This is a genomic window from Pseudomonas sp. DW-iso17, from assembly GCF_058725345.1.
The window spans coordinates 81,214-97,510 of sequence record NZ_JBZXEA010000001.1; the positions used below are offsets into that span (position 1 = coordinate 81,214).

Below are 16,297 nucleotides of genomic sequence, written 5' to 3' on the forward strand. Positions count from 1 at the left end.
CGACGGTTAGGTGGTGCTACGGACCGAAAACGTTCCTGAAACCGAGTGGAAATTTACCGACGCCTGTGCAGAAGATACTCATCAAGCACCAGACCAGCGCACAATCCGGATCGTTGATGAGCCTCCATTACCGACGAAAAACTACCTTAAACTTCCGCGTAATTTTCCAACCAATGCGTGCAAAGCATTCGGTGTCACCGTCTCACTTTCCACCGGCTCACCCGCCACCAACACCACCCGCGACCAGATCCGATGGAAAAAGCCCTTGTTCGGATCGCGGCTGAAGAAACTCCCCCACAACCCCTGCAACGCCATGGGGATCACCGGCACCGGCGTCTCCTCCAGGATGCGTGTCACCCCGCCACGAAACTCATTCATCTCGCCATCGGCTGTCAGCTTGCCTTCCGGGAAGATGCACACCAACTCGCCATCCTTGAGGTACTGGGCAATGCGCGCGAACGCCTGTTCGTAGATCTGAATGTCTTCATGGCGCCCCGCAATCGGAATCGCACCAGCGGTGCGGAAGATAAAGTTGAGCACCGGCAAGCGGTAGATCTTGTAGTACATGACAAAGCGAATCGGCCGACGTACTGCACCGCCAATCAACAGCGCATCGACAAACGACACATGGTTACACACCAGCAACGCCGCGCCTTCATCCGGGATGGCTTGCAGGTTGCGATGCTCCACGCGGTACATGGAATGGCTGAGCAGCCAGATCATGAAGCGCATGGTGAACTCGGGGACGATTTTGAAGATGTAAGTGTTAACCGCGATGTTGAGCAGCGACACCACCAGGAACAACTCGGGGATCGACAGCTTGGCCACGCTCAACAGCAGGATGGACACGATGGCCGAGACCACCATGAACAGTGCATTGAGAATGTTGTTGGCCGCGATCACCCGAGCCCGTTCGTTCTCGGCGGTACGCGACTGGATCAGCGCATACAGCGGCACGATGTAAAAGCCGCCGAACACACCCAGGCCGAGGATATCGAACAGCACCCACCAGGCTTGGCCGTAGCTGAGCACCGCGAGCCAATCGTTGGCTTGCACGTTCTGCGGGAAGCCGCCGGAGTGCCACCACAGCAGCAGGCCGAACACGGTCAGGCCAAACGAACCAAACGGCACCAGGCCGATTTCCACCTTACGCCCGGAGAGTTTTTCGCACAGCATCGAGCCCAGGGCGATGCCCACCGAGAACACCGTGAGGATCAAGGTCACCACGGTTTCGTCGCCGTACAGCCATTCCTTGGCATAGGCCGGGATTTGCGTGAGGTAGATCGCGCCGACAAACCAGAACCATGAGTTGCCGACAATCGAGCGCGACACCGCCGGCGTCTGCCCCAGGCCCATGCGCAACGTCGCCCACGACTGAGTGAAGATATTCCAGTCCAGGCGCAGCTGCGGTGTCGACGCCGCTGCGCGCGGGATGCTGCGGCTGGCCAGGTAGCCCAGCACCGCCACGGCCACAATCGCCACCGCCACCACCGGCGCGTAATGGGTGGAAGACATCATGATCCCGGCACCGATGGTGCCCGCCAAAATTGCCAGGAACGTGCCCATCTCCACCAGGCCGTTGCCGCCCACCAACTCATCGTCGTGCAAGGCCTGGGGCATGATCGAGTACTTCACCGGGCCGAACAGCGCCGAGTGAGTGCCCATGGCAAACAGCGCCAGCAGCATCAGTTCAAGATGATTGGTCAGAAAACCCGTCGCGCCCACCGCCATGATCACGATCTCGCCGATCTTGATCGCGCGGATCAACGCGTCCTTGTTGAATTTCTCGCCAAACTGCCCGGCCAACGCCGAGAACAGGAAGAACGGCAGGATAAACAACAAAGCACACAGGTTGACCCAGATGGAGCGGTCACCCTCGATGGTGAGCTTGTAAAGGATGGCCAGAATCAGCGACTGCTTGAAGATGTTGTCGTTGAACGCGCCCAGCAACTGGGTAATGAAAAACGGCAAGAAGCGCCGCGTGCGCAGCAAGGTAAATTGGGAAGGATGGCTCATCGTCGTCCGTGTTCCTGCGTGGCCTTTATTTATCAGGCCACGACTTTACCTAATCCTGCTTACTTATTCGCTAGCCCGGCAATACAAGGCGAAACAAAAAGCTCGCCTTTATAAGCGCCCTGCACGGTGCGCTTGGCCACGATCAGCCACATCAGCGCCAGCGCAACCACCAGCACACTGCCAAACACGCTGAAAAACGCCAGCTGTAACAGGCTCGCCAATTTAAGCGTGGCCAAGGCGTAAACCCCCAATGGGAAGGTAAAACCCCACCAGCCCAGGTTGAACGGGATACCGGCGCGCAGGTAACGCAGGGTGATCAACACCGCAATCAACATCCACCACAAACCGAAGCCCCACAGGGTAATGCCCGCAATCAGGCCCAGGCCGTGGGCCATTTCACCGACACTGGCCAGGCCATTGGCGGCGAAGATCCCAGGGGCATCCGTACCGAGCAGCAACATGCCCAAGGCACCGGTACCGATCGGGCCCAGGGCCAACCAGCTCGACGCTGCCATATTGGCGTGAGGCAACTTATGCAAGGCCATGCGCAGCATCAGGATGGTCAGAATGCTGAACGCTACCGGCAGGGAAAACGCCCACAGCACGTAGCTGGTCACCAACATCACCAGTTGCGAATGGGCACCGGCCAAGTGCGGCGCGAGCAAGCCACCGCTGGCCGCTGCCACTTCGGCCGCCACCACGGGCAACAGCCAGACGGCGGTCATCTGGTCGATGCTGTGCTCCTGGCGGGTGAACATCATGAACGGGATCAGCACGCCGCAGGCCAGGGACATGGCCACGTCCAGCCACCACAAGGCTTCGGCCAACGGGATCACATCACCGCCCCAGCGCGGCAGGCCGAACAGCAGCAAGCCGTTGAGAATAGTCGCCAGCCCCATGGGGATGGTGCCGAAAAACATCGAGACCGTTGAGTGCCCGAAGATGCGCCGCGCCTCGTGGAAAAACATCACCCAGCGGGCGGCATACAGCACGCTGAACAGCACAAACAGGCCAATGGTGAACAGCCACAGGCCCTCGGCGACGGCATGCAGGCCTGGCAGGCTGACTGGCAGCTGGGCCAAGGCCAGCGCCAGCACACCGGTGCCCATGGTCGCGGCAAACCAGTTCGGGGTGAACTGGCGAATCACTTCCCGGGGACGGGCCAAGTGACTGAAGGGTTTGTAGCGGTGAGTGGTCGAGCAGCTCATGGGTTAATCCTCTTCCTCATTTGAGGTTGGGGCCATGATAGAACCTGATCGAATATCTATATAACGGGTAATATCTCTAACTGTTATCTATTTCACCTATATTAATCGTAATCATGCGCTGGCCCTTGCCTGCGCCGTGTCCCGCCACAACAACCCAACAAGCGCGCCGAGAGACAGCAAGATAAGCACCGCACCGTAGCCGTCCGTGGTCGCGATCAGGCCAAAGACGCGGCTCAGGTTACCCGCCAACAGCGCCGGCACGCAGAACGCCAGGTAGCTCAATACATAGAACGCCGACATCAGGCCCGCCCGCTCATGGGGCAACGCCAGGCCCACGATACTGCGCACACTGCCCATGAAACCGCCGCCGAAGCCCAGGCCTGCGATCACACTGGCGACAAAGAACAGCCACAGGCTGGCGGTGTTTACGGCAACCAGCAGCAACCCCACGCCCACGGCCAGCAGTGCAGCCGACAAGCGCATCACCTTGTCAGCCGCGTGATTGCGCAGGCTGTAGATCATCACCGCGCCGCTCAAGGTCACCACCGCCACCAGCCCGCCGCCGATCAAGTGCGAGGTCGACCCGGTGGCGACGCGCACCAACGACGGCGCCAACGAGGAAAAGAACCCACCCAGCGCCCACACGGCCACATTCAATGGCATCGCCAGCCACAAGGCGCGGCGCGCCTGCGGCGGCACATGCAGGGTTGGCGCCAGGGACTGCAAGGCGCCGGGTATACGACTGACCGTTTCAGGCAGGCGCCATACATAGAGAGCCTGCAACACCATCAAGCCCAGCAGGGTGTAATAGATCAATTGGGTTGGCCATGGCGCGTACTCCACCAGTAACCCGCTGCCCAGGCCACCACTGGCCATGCCGAGCATCGGTGCAAGGCTGTTGAGCATCGGGCCGCGGACGCGGTCGGTATCGAGCAGCATCGCACTCAATACCGCTGTGGCAGTGCCAGTCGCGAAGCCCTGTAACGCGCGGGCGGCCAGCAGGCAGGCGGTGCTGTCAGCGTGGATAAACAGCAGCATCGCCACACTATTGAGCAGCAGCGCGGCGAAGATCACCGGCTTGCGTCCCAGGTAATCCGAGAGCGACCCCACCGTCAGCAGGGCCGCCAGCAGGCTCACGGCATAGACACCAAAGATGGCCGTGAGCATGGCCGCCGAAAAATGCAGGTGGTCTTGATACACCTGGTACAAGGGCGTCGGCGCGCTGGAGGCGGCGAGAAAGGTCAGCACCATGATCACTAGAAACGCCAGGCTGGACCGCTGAGAGATGACACTGGACATGGGCACGCTCCGCTAAAGCTAATATTTTGCTTTTGTGCAGTGTGCTATTCGCTGGCGCTTAAAGCAAATTCTTTGTGTTAAGGTCTTGCCCATGGCGATCAAAGAAGGCCTCCGCCCGGGGGGCCGCAGTGCCCGGGTACAAGAATCCGTCCACAGAGCGGTGCGCGAATTGCTGGAAGCCCATGAGCGTTCCAGTGTCACCGTGCCGATGATTGCGGCATGTGCAGGCGTCACGCCGTCGACCATTTACCGGCGCTGGGGCGATCTGTCAGTACTGCTCGCCGACGTCGCCCTGGCCCGAATGCGTCCCGATACCGAACCGGCCAACACCGGCAGCCTGCGTGGCGACCTGCAAGCCTGGGCCGAGCAATACCTGGATGAGATGAGTTCGGACGTAGGCCGCAACATGATGCGCGACGTGCAAAGCAGCCCGACGCCAGGGTATTGCGTGAGCATCCTGAGTGGGCAGTTGCAGGTGATTGTTGACCGCTACCCGCAGGAACAGCCACCGAGCGTTGACCATCTGATCAACCTGCTCGCCGCACCGACGGTGTTTCGTATTCTGTTTTCGGCAGAGCCTTTGGCGGTAGAAGAACTGCATGCCCTGATCGAGCTGGCACTAAAAAACTGAAGCGCGTGCGCCGACACAAAATGTGGGAGCTGGCTTGCCTGCGATGCAGACACCTCGGTACACCCGTCAAGCGAAGTCGATACCATCGCAGGCAAGCCAGCTCCCACATTTGTTCGGTGTGCATCCAATAAAAAACGGCCTCTGATGAGGCCGTTTTGTTATTTCCAATCCCACATCATGTACGCATCCCACGCCCACTCACCAGCAACCGCGCACAACCGATATACAGCACCACGGTCGCAACGATCATAAAGGTGATCGCCACACTGATCTTGATATCCGACACGCCCAGAATGCCGTAGCGGAAGGCGTTGACCATGTGCAGCACCGGGTTGGCCAGGGATACCGTCTGCCAGAACGGCGGCAGCAAGGTGATGGAGTAAAACACCCCGCCCAGGTAGGTCAGCGGCGTCAGCACGAAGGTCGGGATAATGGAAATATCATCGAAGTTGCGTGCGAACACGGCGTTGATAAAGCCCAGCAGCGAGAAGATCGTCGCCGTCAGCACGACCACCAGAATGGTGACCCCCAGGTGATGCACCTGCAGGTGGGTAAAGAACAGCGACAGCAGCGTCACGATCACCCCCACCATCAGGCCACGCAACACGCCGCCCAGGGTGTAGCCGATGAGGATGGTGTGCGGTGACACCGGCGAGACCATCAGCTCTTCGATGGAGCGCTGGAACTTGCTGCCAAAGAAACTCGACACCACGTTGCCGTAGGAGTTGGTGATCACCGACATCATGATCAGGCCCGGCACGATGTACTCCATGTAGGTGAAACCACCCATGTCGCCGATTTGCCGGCCGATCAGGTTACCGAAGATCACAAAGTACAGGACCATGGTGATCGCCGGCGGCAGCAGGGTCTGCGGCCAGATCCGGGTAAAGCGCTTCACTTCGCGATAGACAATGGTTTGCAGCGCGACAAGGTTGGGTTGCAGTTCGGAACTCATACCGCCACCTTCGCCAGATTTTTCTCCACCAGGGACACGAACAACTCCTCAAGGCGATTGGTTTTGTTACGCAGGCTCAACACTTCGATGTTCTGAGTCGCCAGCTGGGTGAACAGCGCGGTGATGCCCATGGCCTTATCCACCTGCACCTCCAGGGTGTGGCTGTCCACCAGCCGGCTTGGGTAGCCGAGCAACTGCGGCGCCACCGAGAGATTGTTTTTCAAGTCGAGCAGGAAGGTTTCCACATGCAACTGGCCCAGCAGGTTGCGCATGCTGGTGTTCTCGACAATGGTGCCGTGGTCGATGATGCCGATGTTGCGGCACAACTGCTCAGCCTCCTCCAGGTAGTGGGTGGTGAGGATGATGGTGATGCCCTTCTCGTTCAGTTCGGTGAGGAAGGTCCACATCGAGCGGCGCAGTTCGATGTCCACGCCGGCGGTAGGTTCGTCGAGGATCAACAGGCGCGGCTCATGCACCAGGGCACGGGCGATCATCAGGCGTCGCTTCATGCCACCGGACAGCGAGCGCGAAGGCACGTCACGCTTGTCCCACAGGCCCAGTTGGGTGAGGTACTGCTCGGCGCGTTCCTTGGCGACTTTCGCCGGAATGCCGTAGTAGCCAGCCTGGGTCACGACAATGTCGAAGGTCTTTTCGAACTGGTTGAAATTGAATTCCTGGGGCACCACGCCAATGGAGCGCTTGAGCGCCGCCGGGGATTTGTCCAGGTCATGCCCGAAGATATTCACCGTGCCGCTGGTCTTGTTGACCAGGGTGGAGAGAATACCGATGGTGGTGGATTTGCCGGCACCGTTGGGGCCCAGCAAGGCGAAGAAGTCACCTTCGGCAACGTCCAGATCGATACCACTCAGGGCCTGGAAACCGTTGCCGTAGGTTTTGGTTAGCTGCCGGATGGACAGAGCGGAACTCATATCGGAATACGCACCAAAGAAGGGAATAGAAAGAATAGATGAGGGCACACCGCAGGTAGTTCAACCGGCGATGCAATGCGGGCATGGTGCTTGCCCATGCCGCACAAGTACAGTCACCCGTATTAATAGTGTGTATTAAGTCAACGCGGTCATCACCGCCTTGCGGTAGGCCGGGCGCTGTTGCAAGCGCTGGTACCAGGCCTCCAGATTCGGCATTGCCGGGCGTTCGATGGGCATCTCGAACCAGGCGTAGATGAAGCAGCCCAAGGGAATATCGCCCATGCCGAACGCCTGGCCGGACAGGTAGGGTTGCTCGGCGAGGGCTTGTTCGACGGTTTTGAGCGCGTCGATACAGGCTTGGCGCCCGGCATTGATGCTGTCCCAGTTTTGCTGGTCAGCCGGGGTGCGCACGATGCCCCAGAACACCGCCTTGAACGGGTCGGCGAGCGTGGAAGTGGTCCAGTCCATCCACTTTTCGGCGTTGGCCCGGGCTTGCAAGTCGCTGGGGTAAAAGTCCGATGCCTGCTTGGCGCACAGGTAACGCACGATGGTGTTGGACTCCCACAGCACAAAGTCGCCATCTTCGATCACCGGCACCCGGCCATTGGGGTTCATGGCCCGGTATTGGGGGGTATCGACCACACCAAAAGCCCCGCCCGCATCAATTGCTTCATAGTCCAGGCCGAGTTCCTCGGCGCACCACAGTGCTTTCCTGACGTTTGATGAATTTTTACGACCCCAGATCTTCAGCATGACCGCGCCTTATTGTGGATGAACTTGGCTGGATGAAGGCAGCAGCATACGCCGGTTCAGCCGCGGCTTAAATCGCTCTGCATATCGCCGAGCAGGGTGGGCGCATCGTCGGCAAACAGGTGCGGGTAGCACTGACGGATATGCCCGAAGAAAAATGCTTCAGGCACGTCAGCAAATTGCCCGTGGTCCACCACGTACTCCATCGAACGCTGACCCTGGCGATTGAACGCGTGGAACACGCTGTCGTGCAGGCCATCGAATTCCAGCGGCGGCACGTCGAACACCTCGCACAGTTGCTGGTTGAACGCCGGAGTGGCCTTGACCCAGCGGCCGTTCAGGTAAAGCTCGGTATAACCGTGCATGGCGAACACGTCACTCTTGAGCAGCGCGAGCAGCCGCGGTGTGGACAAGTGGTTGCGCACGTCCGCCAGGCCAATGCGTGCGGGAATGCCGCAGTGGCGCGCGCAAGCGGCGAGCAACGTAGCTTTGGGCACACAGTAGCTTTCGCCGGCCGCCAGGGCGAAGCTGGCGCTCAAGGTGTTGGGGTCACGGCTGAAGGTATAGGGGTTGTAGCGAATGGCCTCACGCACCGCGTAGTAAAGACTGACTGCCTGGTCACTTAAATCCGGGCGGGTTCCGCGATGTTTCTCGGCGAACTCCACCACCACAGGGTGGTCACTATCGATGAAGCGGCTGGGACTCAAGTACGTATTCATGAGCTTGATCTCCGAGGGGAGCCTGGAGTTTAACCACCAGGCCTGCCAGAGAGATAACGACGATTCGGCCAAATGCCGGCGCCGGCTGATGGGTTGCCCAGTACACCTTGTTACACCCTGATCACCCGGCTTGTTCGGATGCCGACTAAGCTCCCTGGTGGTTTCGCCCCTGGTTCACGGAGGATTGAATATGCTGTTGTTGTGGATACTGGTGCTGGTGGTCGGCATTGCCTACCTGGCACACCGCCGTACTGCCCCCCTGCCCGCCCTGGGCGTGGTCGCCGTCTACCTACTGGCGATGGGCGCCTGGAGCCACGCACCGGGTTGGCTGCTGCTGATCTTCTGGGTGCTCCTGGCCGTGGTGGCCGCGCCTTTGTTGCTGCCCGACCTGCGCCGCCAATACTTCACCAAGCCGCTGTTCAGCTGGTTCCAGAAAGTGCTGCCGCCGATGTCCGAGACCGAGCGCGATGCGATCGATGCCGGTACCGTATGGTGGGATGGCGAACTGTTCAGTGGCCGCCCCGACTGGGACAAATTGCTGGCCTACCCCAAGGCGCAATTGACCGAGGAAGAGCAGGCGTTCATCGACGGTCCCACCGAAGAACTCTGCGCCATGGTCAGCGACTGGGAAATCGGCCAGGCCATGGACCTGCCGCCGCAAGCCTGGGAACACATCAAGACCCATGGTTTCTTCGCCCTGATCATTCCCAAGGAGTACGGTGGCAAGGGCTTCTCCGCCTATGCCCACTCCCAGGTTGCCATGAAGCTCGCGACCCGCAGCGGTGACCTGGCCTCCACCGTGATGGTCCCCAACTCCCTCGGCCCCGCCGAACTGCTGCTGCACTACGGCACCGACGAACAACGTAACCACTACCTGCCGCGCCTGGCCCGCGGCGACGACATTCCGTGCTTCGCCCTCACCGGCCCGCTGGCCGGCTCCGATGCGGGCGCCATGCCCGACACCGGGGTGATCTGCAAAGGGGAATGGGAAGGCAAGGAAACCCTCGGCCTGCGCCTGAACTGGGAAAAGCGCTACATCACCCTCGGCCCGGTCGCGACCTTGCTCGGTCTGGCCTTCAAGGCTTATGACCCAGACCACCTGCTGGGTGAGGAAGAGGACCTGGGCATCAGCCTCGCGTTGATTCCTACCGACACCCCTGGCGTGGAAATCGGCCGTCGTCACCTGCCGCTTGGCGCCGCCTTCATGAACGGCCCCAACTCCGGCAAGGATGTGTTTATCCCTCTGGAATACCTGATCGGTGGCCAGGAGATGCTCGGCAAGGGCTGGATGATGCTGATGAACTGCCTGTCGGTCGGCCGTTCGATCTCGCTGCCCGCCGTCGGCACTGGCGCTGCCAAGTTCACCAGCCTGGTGACCGGCCAATACGCCCAGGTGCGCGAACAGTTCAACGTACCGCTGTCGGCCTTCGAAGGGATCCAGGAAGCCCTGGCACGCATCGGTGGCAACGCCTGGCTGATGGACAGTGCGCGCATGCTCACCGCCAACGCCGTGGACCTGGGCGAGAAGCCGTCAGTGTTGTCGGCGATCCTCAAGTACCACCTGACCGAGCGTGGCCGTGAGTGCATCAGCCACGCCATGGACGTGCACGGCGGCAAGGGCATCATCATGGGCCCCAACAACTACCTGGGCCGCAACTGGCAGGGCGCACCGATTTTCATCACCGTGGAAGGCGCCAATATCCTCTCGCGTAACCTGATGATCTTCGGCCAGGGCGCCATTCGCTGCCACCCCTTCGTGCTCAAGGAAATGGCCCTGGCCGGCCGCGAAGACCATGACCAGGCGTTGAAGGAATTCGACGGCCTGCTGATGCAACACATCGGCTTTGCCGTCAGCAACGCCGCCAGCACCCTGGTGCTGAACCTGGGCTTCGGGCACTTCGAAAAAGCCCCGGGCAACCGGTTGAGCCAGGGCTACTTCCGTGCCCTGAACCGCCAGGCGGCTGCGTTTGCCCTGCTGGCCGACCTGAGCATGATGTTGCTGGGTGGCGAACTCAAGCGCCGCGAACGCCTGTCCGCCCGCCTGGGTGATGTGCTGAGCCACATGTACCTGGCCTCGGCGGCGCTCAAGCGTTATCACGACCTGGACTCGCCGGACCATCTGGAGCCGCTGTTTGCGTGGGCCATGGAAGAAAGCCTGGGCGAATCGGAACGCGCACTGGATGAGCTGCTGAGCAACTTCCCGAACAAGGTGCTGGGCTGCCTGCTGCGGGTGATCGTGTTCCCATTCGGGCGTCGTCATACCGGCCCGTCCGATGCGCTGGATGCCGAAGTGGCAGCCGTGATCGGCCGCGCCAAGGGCGACCCGACCCTGGAAGAATTGCTGGCCGGCTGTTATCGCCCGCAATCAGCAGAAGATCCCGTGGGCGCCCTGCAACATGCCTACGACCTGCTCGGTGCCAGCCACCCCTTGCAGAAAAAACTCCACAGCGCGCTCAAAAGCGGCCAGGTCAAGCCGGCTGCCGGCGAGCATGCCATCGACGCGGCCCTGCAGGCCGGCGTGCTGCAACCGGCCGAGGCGCAAACCCTGCGCGATGCCGAGGCGGCGCGACGCAAGGTGATCGACGTGGATGATTTCAGCAAGGAAGAGCTGATGCAGGCAGAAGGTAAAGTCCGCTGAGTCGAGCGGTCATATAAAAACGGGCGCGAGAGGCTTATACTCTCGCGCCCGTTTTTGCTTTAGAGGCCTTATCTCGTGTCCAACGTCGTTGCCGATCATCTCGTCTTGCTCGACCACTTGCGCAGCATCCTGGTTGCCGTCGGCGAAGCCGAACAGGTACCCGAGGAAAGCCACTCGCTGTTCCTGGAGCGTTTCGACGAACTGCGCGCCCTGTTGCCAATCGACCCGATCGAAAGCCAGTACCTGGGCCAGGACCTGATGAGCCAGGTCATCCTGCGCTACCCGCAAATCGCCCACCTGGTGCCCCGCGACCTGCTGTGGTTCTTTGGCGGCGACTGCCTGCACTTCATGCCCGACGAAGAACTGGACCTGTACCAGGCCCTGGAAGAACGTCGCTATGAAGCCGAACAGAACGACGAACCGTTCGACTGGAACCAGGAAAAACAGCTGCTGGCGATGCCTCAGGACCAGAGCAAACACTGACGACTATGCTCGTTCCTACGCTCTGCGTGGGAACCTATCCTGTGACGCTCTGCGTCACCCGTGCACAGGCATAAAGGCAGGACGCGGAGCGTCCAAGGTGGCATTCCCACGCAGAGCGTGGGAACGAGCAACCGCGCTCCTACCGCCGCCGCAGCGTGGGCTCCTTGGCCATGCACTCCACCAGATAATCGATAAACACCCGCAACTTCGGCGGCAGGTACCGTGTGGGCGAATGCAGCAGCCACGCCTCGCCATGGTACGAGGCAATAAAATCCCACCCCGGCAACACCTGCACCAACTCCCCCGCTTCCAATGCACGCCGCGCGGTGAAATACGGCAAGCTGGCAATCCCGACATGCTGCAACGCCGCCTCCAGCCGCACCCCGGTGTGGTTCGCCGCATACCGGCCGCGTACGCCGACCGTTACCGCCTTGCCAGCCTGGCGAAACTTCCAGCGTGAATCTCCCGGTGTTTCACCCAGATAAATGCAACTGTGCCCAAGCAGATCATGGGGATGGCTCGGTGTACCGTGCTCGGCCAGATATTGCGGCGTCGCGCACAACAAATGTTCGATGGGCAACAGCTGGCGCCCGACCAAGCCTGGCGGTGGGCTGTCGGTGATGCGGATGCTCAAGTCGACGTTGTCGTCGATCAAATCCACATGCCTATCTTCCAGGATCAATTGCACATCCACCTTGGGATAGCGCCGCAAAAATTCCGGCATATGCGGGTGCACCACAAATCGCCCCACCGCCTTGGGCACACTGACCCGCACCAGCCCCTCGGCTTCATGGGTAAATTGCCCACTGATTTCCATCACCGAGCGCGCCGCATTGACCATCTCCTGGCAACGCTTGAACACCTCCTCGCCGCCCTCGCTCAGGCGCAGCTTGCGCGTGGTGCGTTGCAGCAGGCGCGTGGCCAGGGCTTGTTCCAGGCGCGAGATGCTGCGGCTCACCGCCGAAGGTGAAACGCTGAGTTGCCGCGCCGCTTCGGAGAAGCTGCCGGTTTCCACGACCTTGACGAAAATCGCCATTTCACCCAATAACGGTAAAGGAAGATTGATGCTCATGACGCACAGGTCCATTGATAATTGAGCGGATTATCACCCATCTGCGCACTATTTATACTGCCCACAGAACCCTGATGCGGATGTAGATGATGACCGAGCGCCTGTTTTTTACCCACGACCACCTGACGGCCGAGCTGGAAGTGCTCAGTTGCACCCCGTACGAAGAGCAATTCGCCGTGATTGTGCAGTCGACCATTTTCCATCCCCAAGGCGGAGGCCAGCCGTTCGACACCGGCTGGCTCGGCGATAGCCAGGTACTGCGGGTCGTGCAGGAAGCCGAACAGGTGGTGCACTACGTCGACCAGCCCCTGGAACCAGGACCCGCCATTGCACGAGTCGACGCACAGCGGCGCGCCTTGCACACTCGTCTGCATTCGGCGGGGCACTTAATTGGCAATGCCGGCGAACGCCTGGGCTGGATGCCGATCAAGGCTCACCACTGGCCCGGCGAAGGCAAGATCACCTTTATCCGTGGCCAGACCGCGCAAGACATGGATGCGCAGACGCTCCAGCAGTGGGTCAACACATGGATCGCCGCCGACTATCCCCGCTATATGACGCTGGAAGATGGCACCCGCGAAGTCGGCTTCGGCGAATTACCGGCTTACGCCTGTGGCGGTACGCATGTTCAAGCGTTGAGCGAACTGGGCCAGGTAACGATCCTGGCGTTGTCGGAGAAAAAAGGCGCACTCTCGGTGCGCTATGAAATCAATGTGGGGGGAGGCTTGCCTTAATGCCATTCAGTTAAGCTCAGTTCCCCTGTGGGAGCTGGCTTGCCTGCGAAAGCGTTAGTGCAGTAGCAGATGCAGTGACTGACACACCGCTATCGGGGGCAAGCCCCCTCCCACATTGGATCGCCCCAAAGAAACAGGCTACACGGCAATCGCCCCCGCCCTGCTCGGCTCAACCACGAACGACTTCAACGTCGACACCGTCGCCGCCGGGTCACGCGGATCACTGATCGCACGAAAATTCGTCAACATGCTATTGGCCACCAACTCCACCGACACATACCCACGCTGGCGACTGTCGAAAAACTTCACATGGGGGTTGAGCGGCATGATCTTCATGAACGCGTCATAGGGCGGGCCGTCGGAGGTCACCGACGAGCCAACAAACTCGGTGGCGACCACCGCCGAGTCCGGCCTTTCTGCGTCGGCATGCAGGTCGGTGGCCCAGAACGAATGAATATCCCCTCCCCAGAACACCGGGTTCTTCACGCGATTGCGCACGATCGACGCCAGCATCCGTGAGCGGTTCGCCATGTAGCCATCCCAGCCATCGGTCCAGCGGCCAAGCTTATGGTTGGTGAGGTCACGCTGCATCAGCGGCGCCACCAGCAGGTCTTGTGCGATCACATTCCACTGCGCTCCAGACTGGGCAAAGCCCTGGTCCAGCCAGGCTTCCTGCTGCCAGCCGAGCAACGTGCGGCCAGGGTCACGCAGGTCGCTGCAGGGGGCGGTGACAATATGCCCCTGGTGGCTGCCATTGGCCGCGATGCACGGTTGCTCGGAACGGTACTGGCGACCGTCGAGCACATGGAAACGCGCAAGCCGGCCGTAATCCAGGCGCCGGTAAATGCGCATGTCCGGCCCCTTCGGCACGCTGCTGGCACGCAGGGGCATGTGTTCGTAAAACGCCTGATAAGCCGCCGCGCGTTGTTTGAGAAACTGCGCCACCGCCACTTTCGGGTCCTGGGACCAGCGGTTGGCGTAGTCATTCTGTACTTCGTGGTCGTCCCAGGTAACGATGCTAGGGGCTGCGGCGTGCAGGGCCTGCAGGTCTGGATCAGTCTTGTAGAGTGCGTAGCGGTTGCGGTAATCACTCAGGCTTTGCGCGTTGCCGCTGCCGTGAGAACGAAACACCTTGCCCGACTCCGCCGCATAGGAGCTGTCGTAGATGTAATCACCGAGGAAAAACACCAGGTCCGGCTGCTCGGCGGCAAGGTGTCGGTAGGCGCTGAAGTAACCGCGCTCCCAATGCGAGCAGGACACAAACCCCAGCCGGGCCGAGGCCATGGCCTGCAACGGCGGCATCGTGCGCGACTGGCCCACCGGGCTCTGCGCACCGAGCCCTTCAAACTGGTACCAATACGGCCGATCTGCCGCCAGCCCCGCCACCTCGACATGCACCGCATGAGCGAAACGCGGCGTCGCCAATACTTCGCCCTGCTTCACAATGCGCGTCATCGCCGCATCGCTGGCTACCCGCCAACGCAGCGGCACCGAGCGACTGAGGCCGACACGGCCATCCGCGGCGTTGAACAACGGCGCCAGGCGCGTCCAGATCACAAAGCCATCTGGCAACGGGTCGCCGGAAGCCACGCCGAGGGTGAACGGATAATCCACCCCGGCACTGCGCGCAAACGGGCTGAGGATGGAAAAGGCGGTAGCGACCACCAACCCGCCGAGGACCCGGCGTCGGCCGTGGTCGACGTCGCCGCTCACAAGCAGCGCTCCCAGTCATCACGCACGCTGGCAAACCCGAGCAAGTCCTCATACACGCCGTTCTTCAGGAACGCCTGGTGCATGCAGCCTTCATAGCGCAGGCCGATCTTCTCCATGACCCGCGCCGATTCCTTGTTGCGCGCGAAACACTGGCTGCCCACGCGCTGCAACCCTAGCGCCTCGAAGCCGAAGTCCATCACCGCACTCGCCGCTTCAGCCGCATACCCCTGGTTACGGCAGTGCGCTGCCACCCAGCCACCCAAATGCCCATAGTGATGGCGAGCATTAATGCGCAGGCTGACCATGCCGACCAATTCGTCGGTGCCGCGCACATGCATCCCCAGGTTCAGCAGCTCACCGGTGCGGTACTTGTCAGCGATCCCCGCAATAAAATCCTGCGCGGTTTCCAAGGTGTAGGGCGATGGAATGTTCGCCGTGTTGTCGGCAATTTTCGGCCCGTTGGCAAGCGTGAAAAGCACCTGCGCCTGGTGCATATGCAGGGCGCGTAACAGCAGTCGCGGGGTCGTCAATTGAGGCAGTGCAGTGGGCATGGGAGCCGGCTCTCAAGATAAATTTCTCAAGCATGGAGGCCCCGAGTGTCAGTTTCATTACGCCCGAAAACTGACCGGTAAGTTTTCTGAAAGACGCGTCCTAGAGCCTCTAAACGGTCAATTAAAGTTAACCAATCGGTCATTTTTGGCTGTTAGCGTTTTGCCCCTAATTCAATGACGGGGTAACGGAATGAGAACCTGGGACGAACCCAAGAAACGCAAGGCGCACATCGAGCTGATCCCGATGATCGACGTGATGATGTTCCTGCTGGTGTTTTTCGTACTGGTGAGCCTGAACGTGATTCCCGCGCTCGGCATGAAGACCCAATTGCCCAGCGCCAGCAGTTCGCAGCAGCTCAAGCCGCAAAACAAATTCATCCTCACCCTGGGCCTGGAAGGCCAGTTGCAACTGGACGGTAAGGACCTGACGGTGGAGGCCCTGGTGCCGGCGCTGAAGGCTGCCGAAAAGCCCGATACCAAGTCGACGATCATCGTCAACAGCGATAAAGGCGTGGAGGTTTCGCGCCTGGTGGAAGTGATGGACACCCTGCGCCTGGGTGGCTTCACCTCCGTGTCCATTGCTACGCGTAAGTCCTGAC

General features: G+C 60.6%; 15 protein-coding genes. 5 read left to right on the top strand and 10 right to left on the bottom strand.

Annotated features, from left to right (window positions below):
* Positions 1-141: 141 nt before the first annotated feature.
* The 3 genes from AC4PS6_RS00415 to AC4PS6_RS00425 form a co-directional block, all read right to left on the bottom strand.
* Entirely contained in the window at positions 142-2,016 is a 1,875-nt protein-coding gene (locus tag AC4PS6_RS00415; protein ID WP_014717785.1) for an MFS transporter, read from the bottom strand.
* Between the two features lie 59 nt (positions 2,017-2,075).
* On the bottom strand, positions 2,076-3,224 hold the full coding sequence (locus AC4PS6_RS00420; protein WP_014717784.1) for a TDT family transporter: 1,149 nt from the start codon (positions 3,222-3,224) through the stop codon (positions 2,076-2,078).
* 111 nt (positions 3,225-3,335) lie between these two features.
* Entirely contained in the window at positions 3,336-4,523 is a 1,188-nt protein-coding gene (locus AC4PS6_RS00425; protein WP_336827085.1) for an MFS transporter, read from the bottom strand.
* 91 nt (positions 4,524-4,614) lie between these two features.
* On the opposite strand from AC4PS6_RS00425, the gene AC4PS6_RS00430 reads away from it, so the two are divergent.
* Entirely contained in the window at positions 4,615-5,154 is a 540-nt protein-coding gene (locus AC4PS6_RS00430; protein ID WP_014717782.1) for a TetR/AcrR family transcriptional regulator, read from the top strand.
* A gap of 175 nt (positions 5,155-5,329) precedes the next feature.
* On the opposite strand, the gene AC4PS6_RS00435 is transcribed toward AC4PS6_RS00430, so the two are convergent.
* The 4 genes from AC4PS6_RS00435 to AC4PS6_RS00450 all read right to left on the bottom strand — a co-directional run bounded on the left by AC4PS6_RS00435 (position 5,330) and on the right by AC4PS6_RS00450 (position 8,507).
* Entirely contained in the window at positions 5,330-6,109 is a 780-nt protein-coding gene (locus AC4PS6_RS00435; RefSeq protein WP_005786689.1) for an ABC transporter permease, read from the bottom strand.
* A complete protein-coding gene (locus AC4PS6_RS00440; RefSeq protein ID WP_014717781.1) occupies positions 6,106-7,038 on the bottom strand; it encodes an ABC transporter ATP-binding protein in 933 nt (310 codons plus the stop codon). The genes AC4PS6_RS00435 and AC4PS6_RS00440 overlap by 4 nt, the downstream gene beginning before the upstream one ends.
* A gap of 135 nt (positions 7,039-7,173) precedes the next feature.
* On the bottom strand, positions 7,174-7,791 hold the full coding sequence (locus AC4PS6_RS00445; RefSeq protein WP_003190113.1) for a glutathione S-transferase family protein: 618 nt from the start codon (positions 7,789-7,791) through the stop codon (positions 7,174-7,176).
* A 56-nt stretch (positions 7,792-7,847) separates the two neighbouring features.
* Positions 7,848-8,507: a transglutaminase-like domain-containing protein gene (locus AC4PS6_RS00450; RefSeq protein ID WP_019817270.1), complete on the bottom strand. Its 660-nt coding sequence runs from the start codon at positions 8,505-8,507 to the stop codon at positions 7,848-7,850.
* Positions 8,508-8,697: 190 nt separating this feature from the next.
* Here AC4PS6_RS00450 and AC4PS6_RS00455 point away from each other — a divergent pair, with 190 nt between their 5' ends.
* Together AC4PS6_RS00455 and AC4PS6_RS00460 are read left to right on the top strand one after the other, a co-directional pair.
* A complete protein-coding gene (locus AC4PS6_RS00455) occupies positions 8,698-11,145 on the top strand; it encodes an acyl-CoA dehydrogenase (protein WP_014717779.1) in 2,448 nt (815 codons plus the stop codon).
* Between the two features lie 75 nt (positions 11,146-11,220).
* Complete coding sequence (locus AC4PS6_RS00460) at positions 11,221-11,628, top strand: PA2817 family protein (protein WP_003190109.1); 408 nt, start codon at positions 11,221-11,223, stop codon at positions 11,626-11,628.
* A gap of 139 nt (positions 11,629-11,767) precedes the next feature.
* On the opposite strand, the gene AC4PS6_RS00465 is transcribed toward AC4PS6_RS00460, so the two are convergent.
* Positions 11,768-12,700 (bottom strand): LysR substrate-binding domain-containing protein, encoded by a 933-nt coding sequence (locus tag AC4PS6_RS00465; protein ID WP_122300755.1) that lies wholly within the window; start codon positions 12,698-12,700, stop codon positions 11,768-11,770.
* 89 nt (positions 12,701-12,789) lie between these two features.
* Here AC4PS6_RS00465 and AC4PS6_RS00470 point away from each other — a divergent pair, with 89 nt between their 5' ends.
* Positions 12,790-13,434 carry an alanyl-tRNA editing protein gene (locus AC4PS6_RS00470; RefSeq protein WP_198833736.1) on the top strand — a complete coding sequence of 215 codons (645 nt, stop codon included), beginning with the start codon at positions 12,790-12,792 and terminating at the stop codon, positions 13,432-13,434.
* 138 nt (positions 13,435-13,572) lie between these two features.
* Here the strand turns inward: AC4PS6_RS00470 and AC4PS6_RS00475 are convergent, their stop codons facing one another.
* Together AC4PS6_RS00475 and AC4PS6_RS00480 are read right to left on the bottom strand one after the other, a co-directional pair.
* Positions 13,573-15,147: an alkaline phosphatase D family protein gene (locus AC4PS6_RS00475; RefSeq protein WP_198833735.1), complete on the bottom strand. Its 1,575-nt coding sequence runs from the start codon at positions 15,145-15,147 to the stop codon at positions 13,573-13,575.
* On the bottom strand, positions 15,144-15,698 hold the full coding sequence (locus tag AC4PS6_RS00480) for a GNAT family N-acetyltransferase (protein WP_032901948.1): 555 nt from the start codon (positions 15,696-15,698) through the stop codon (positions 15,144-15,146). The genes AC4PS6_RS00475 and AC4PS6_RS00480 overlap by 4 nt, the downstream gene beginning before the upstream one ends.
* Positions 15,699-15,888: 190 nt before the next feature.
* Here AC4PS6_RS00480 and AC4PS6_RS00485 point away from each other — a divergent pair, with 190 nt between their 5' ends.
* Positions 15,889-16,296, top strand: a complete 408-nt coding sequence (locus AC4PS6_RS00485; protein ID WP_014717774.1) for an ExbD/TolR family protein — start codon at positions 15,889-15,891, stop codon at positions 16,294-16,296.
* Position 16,297: the final 1 nt, after the last annotated feature.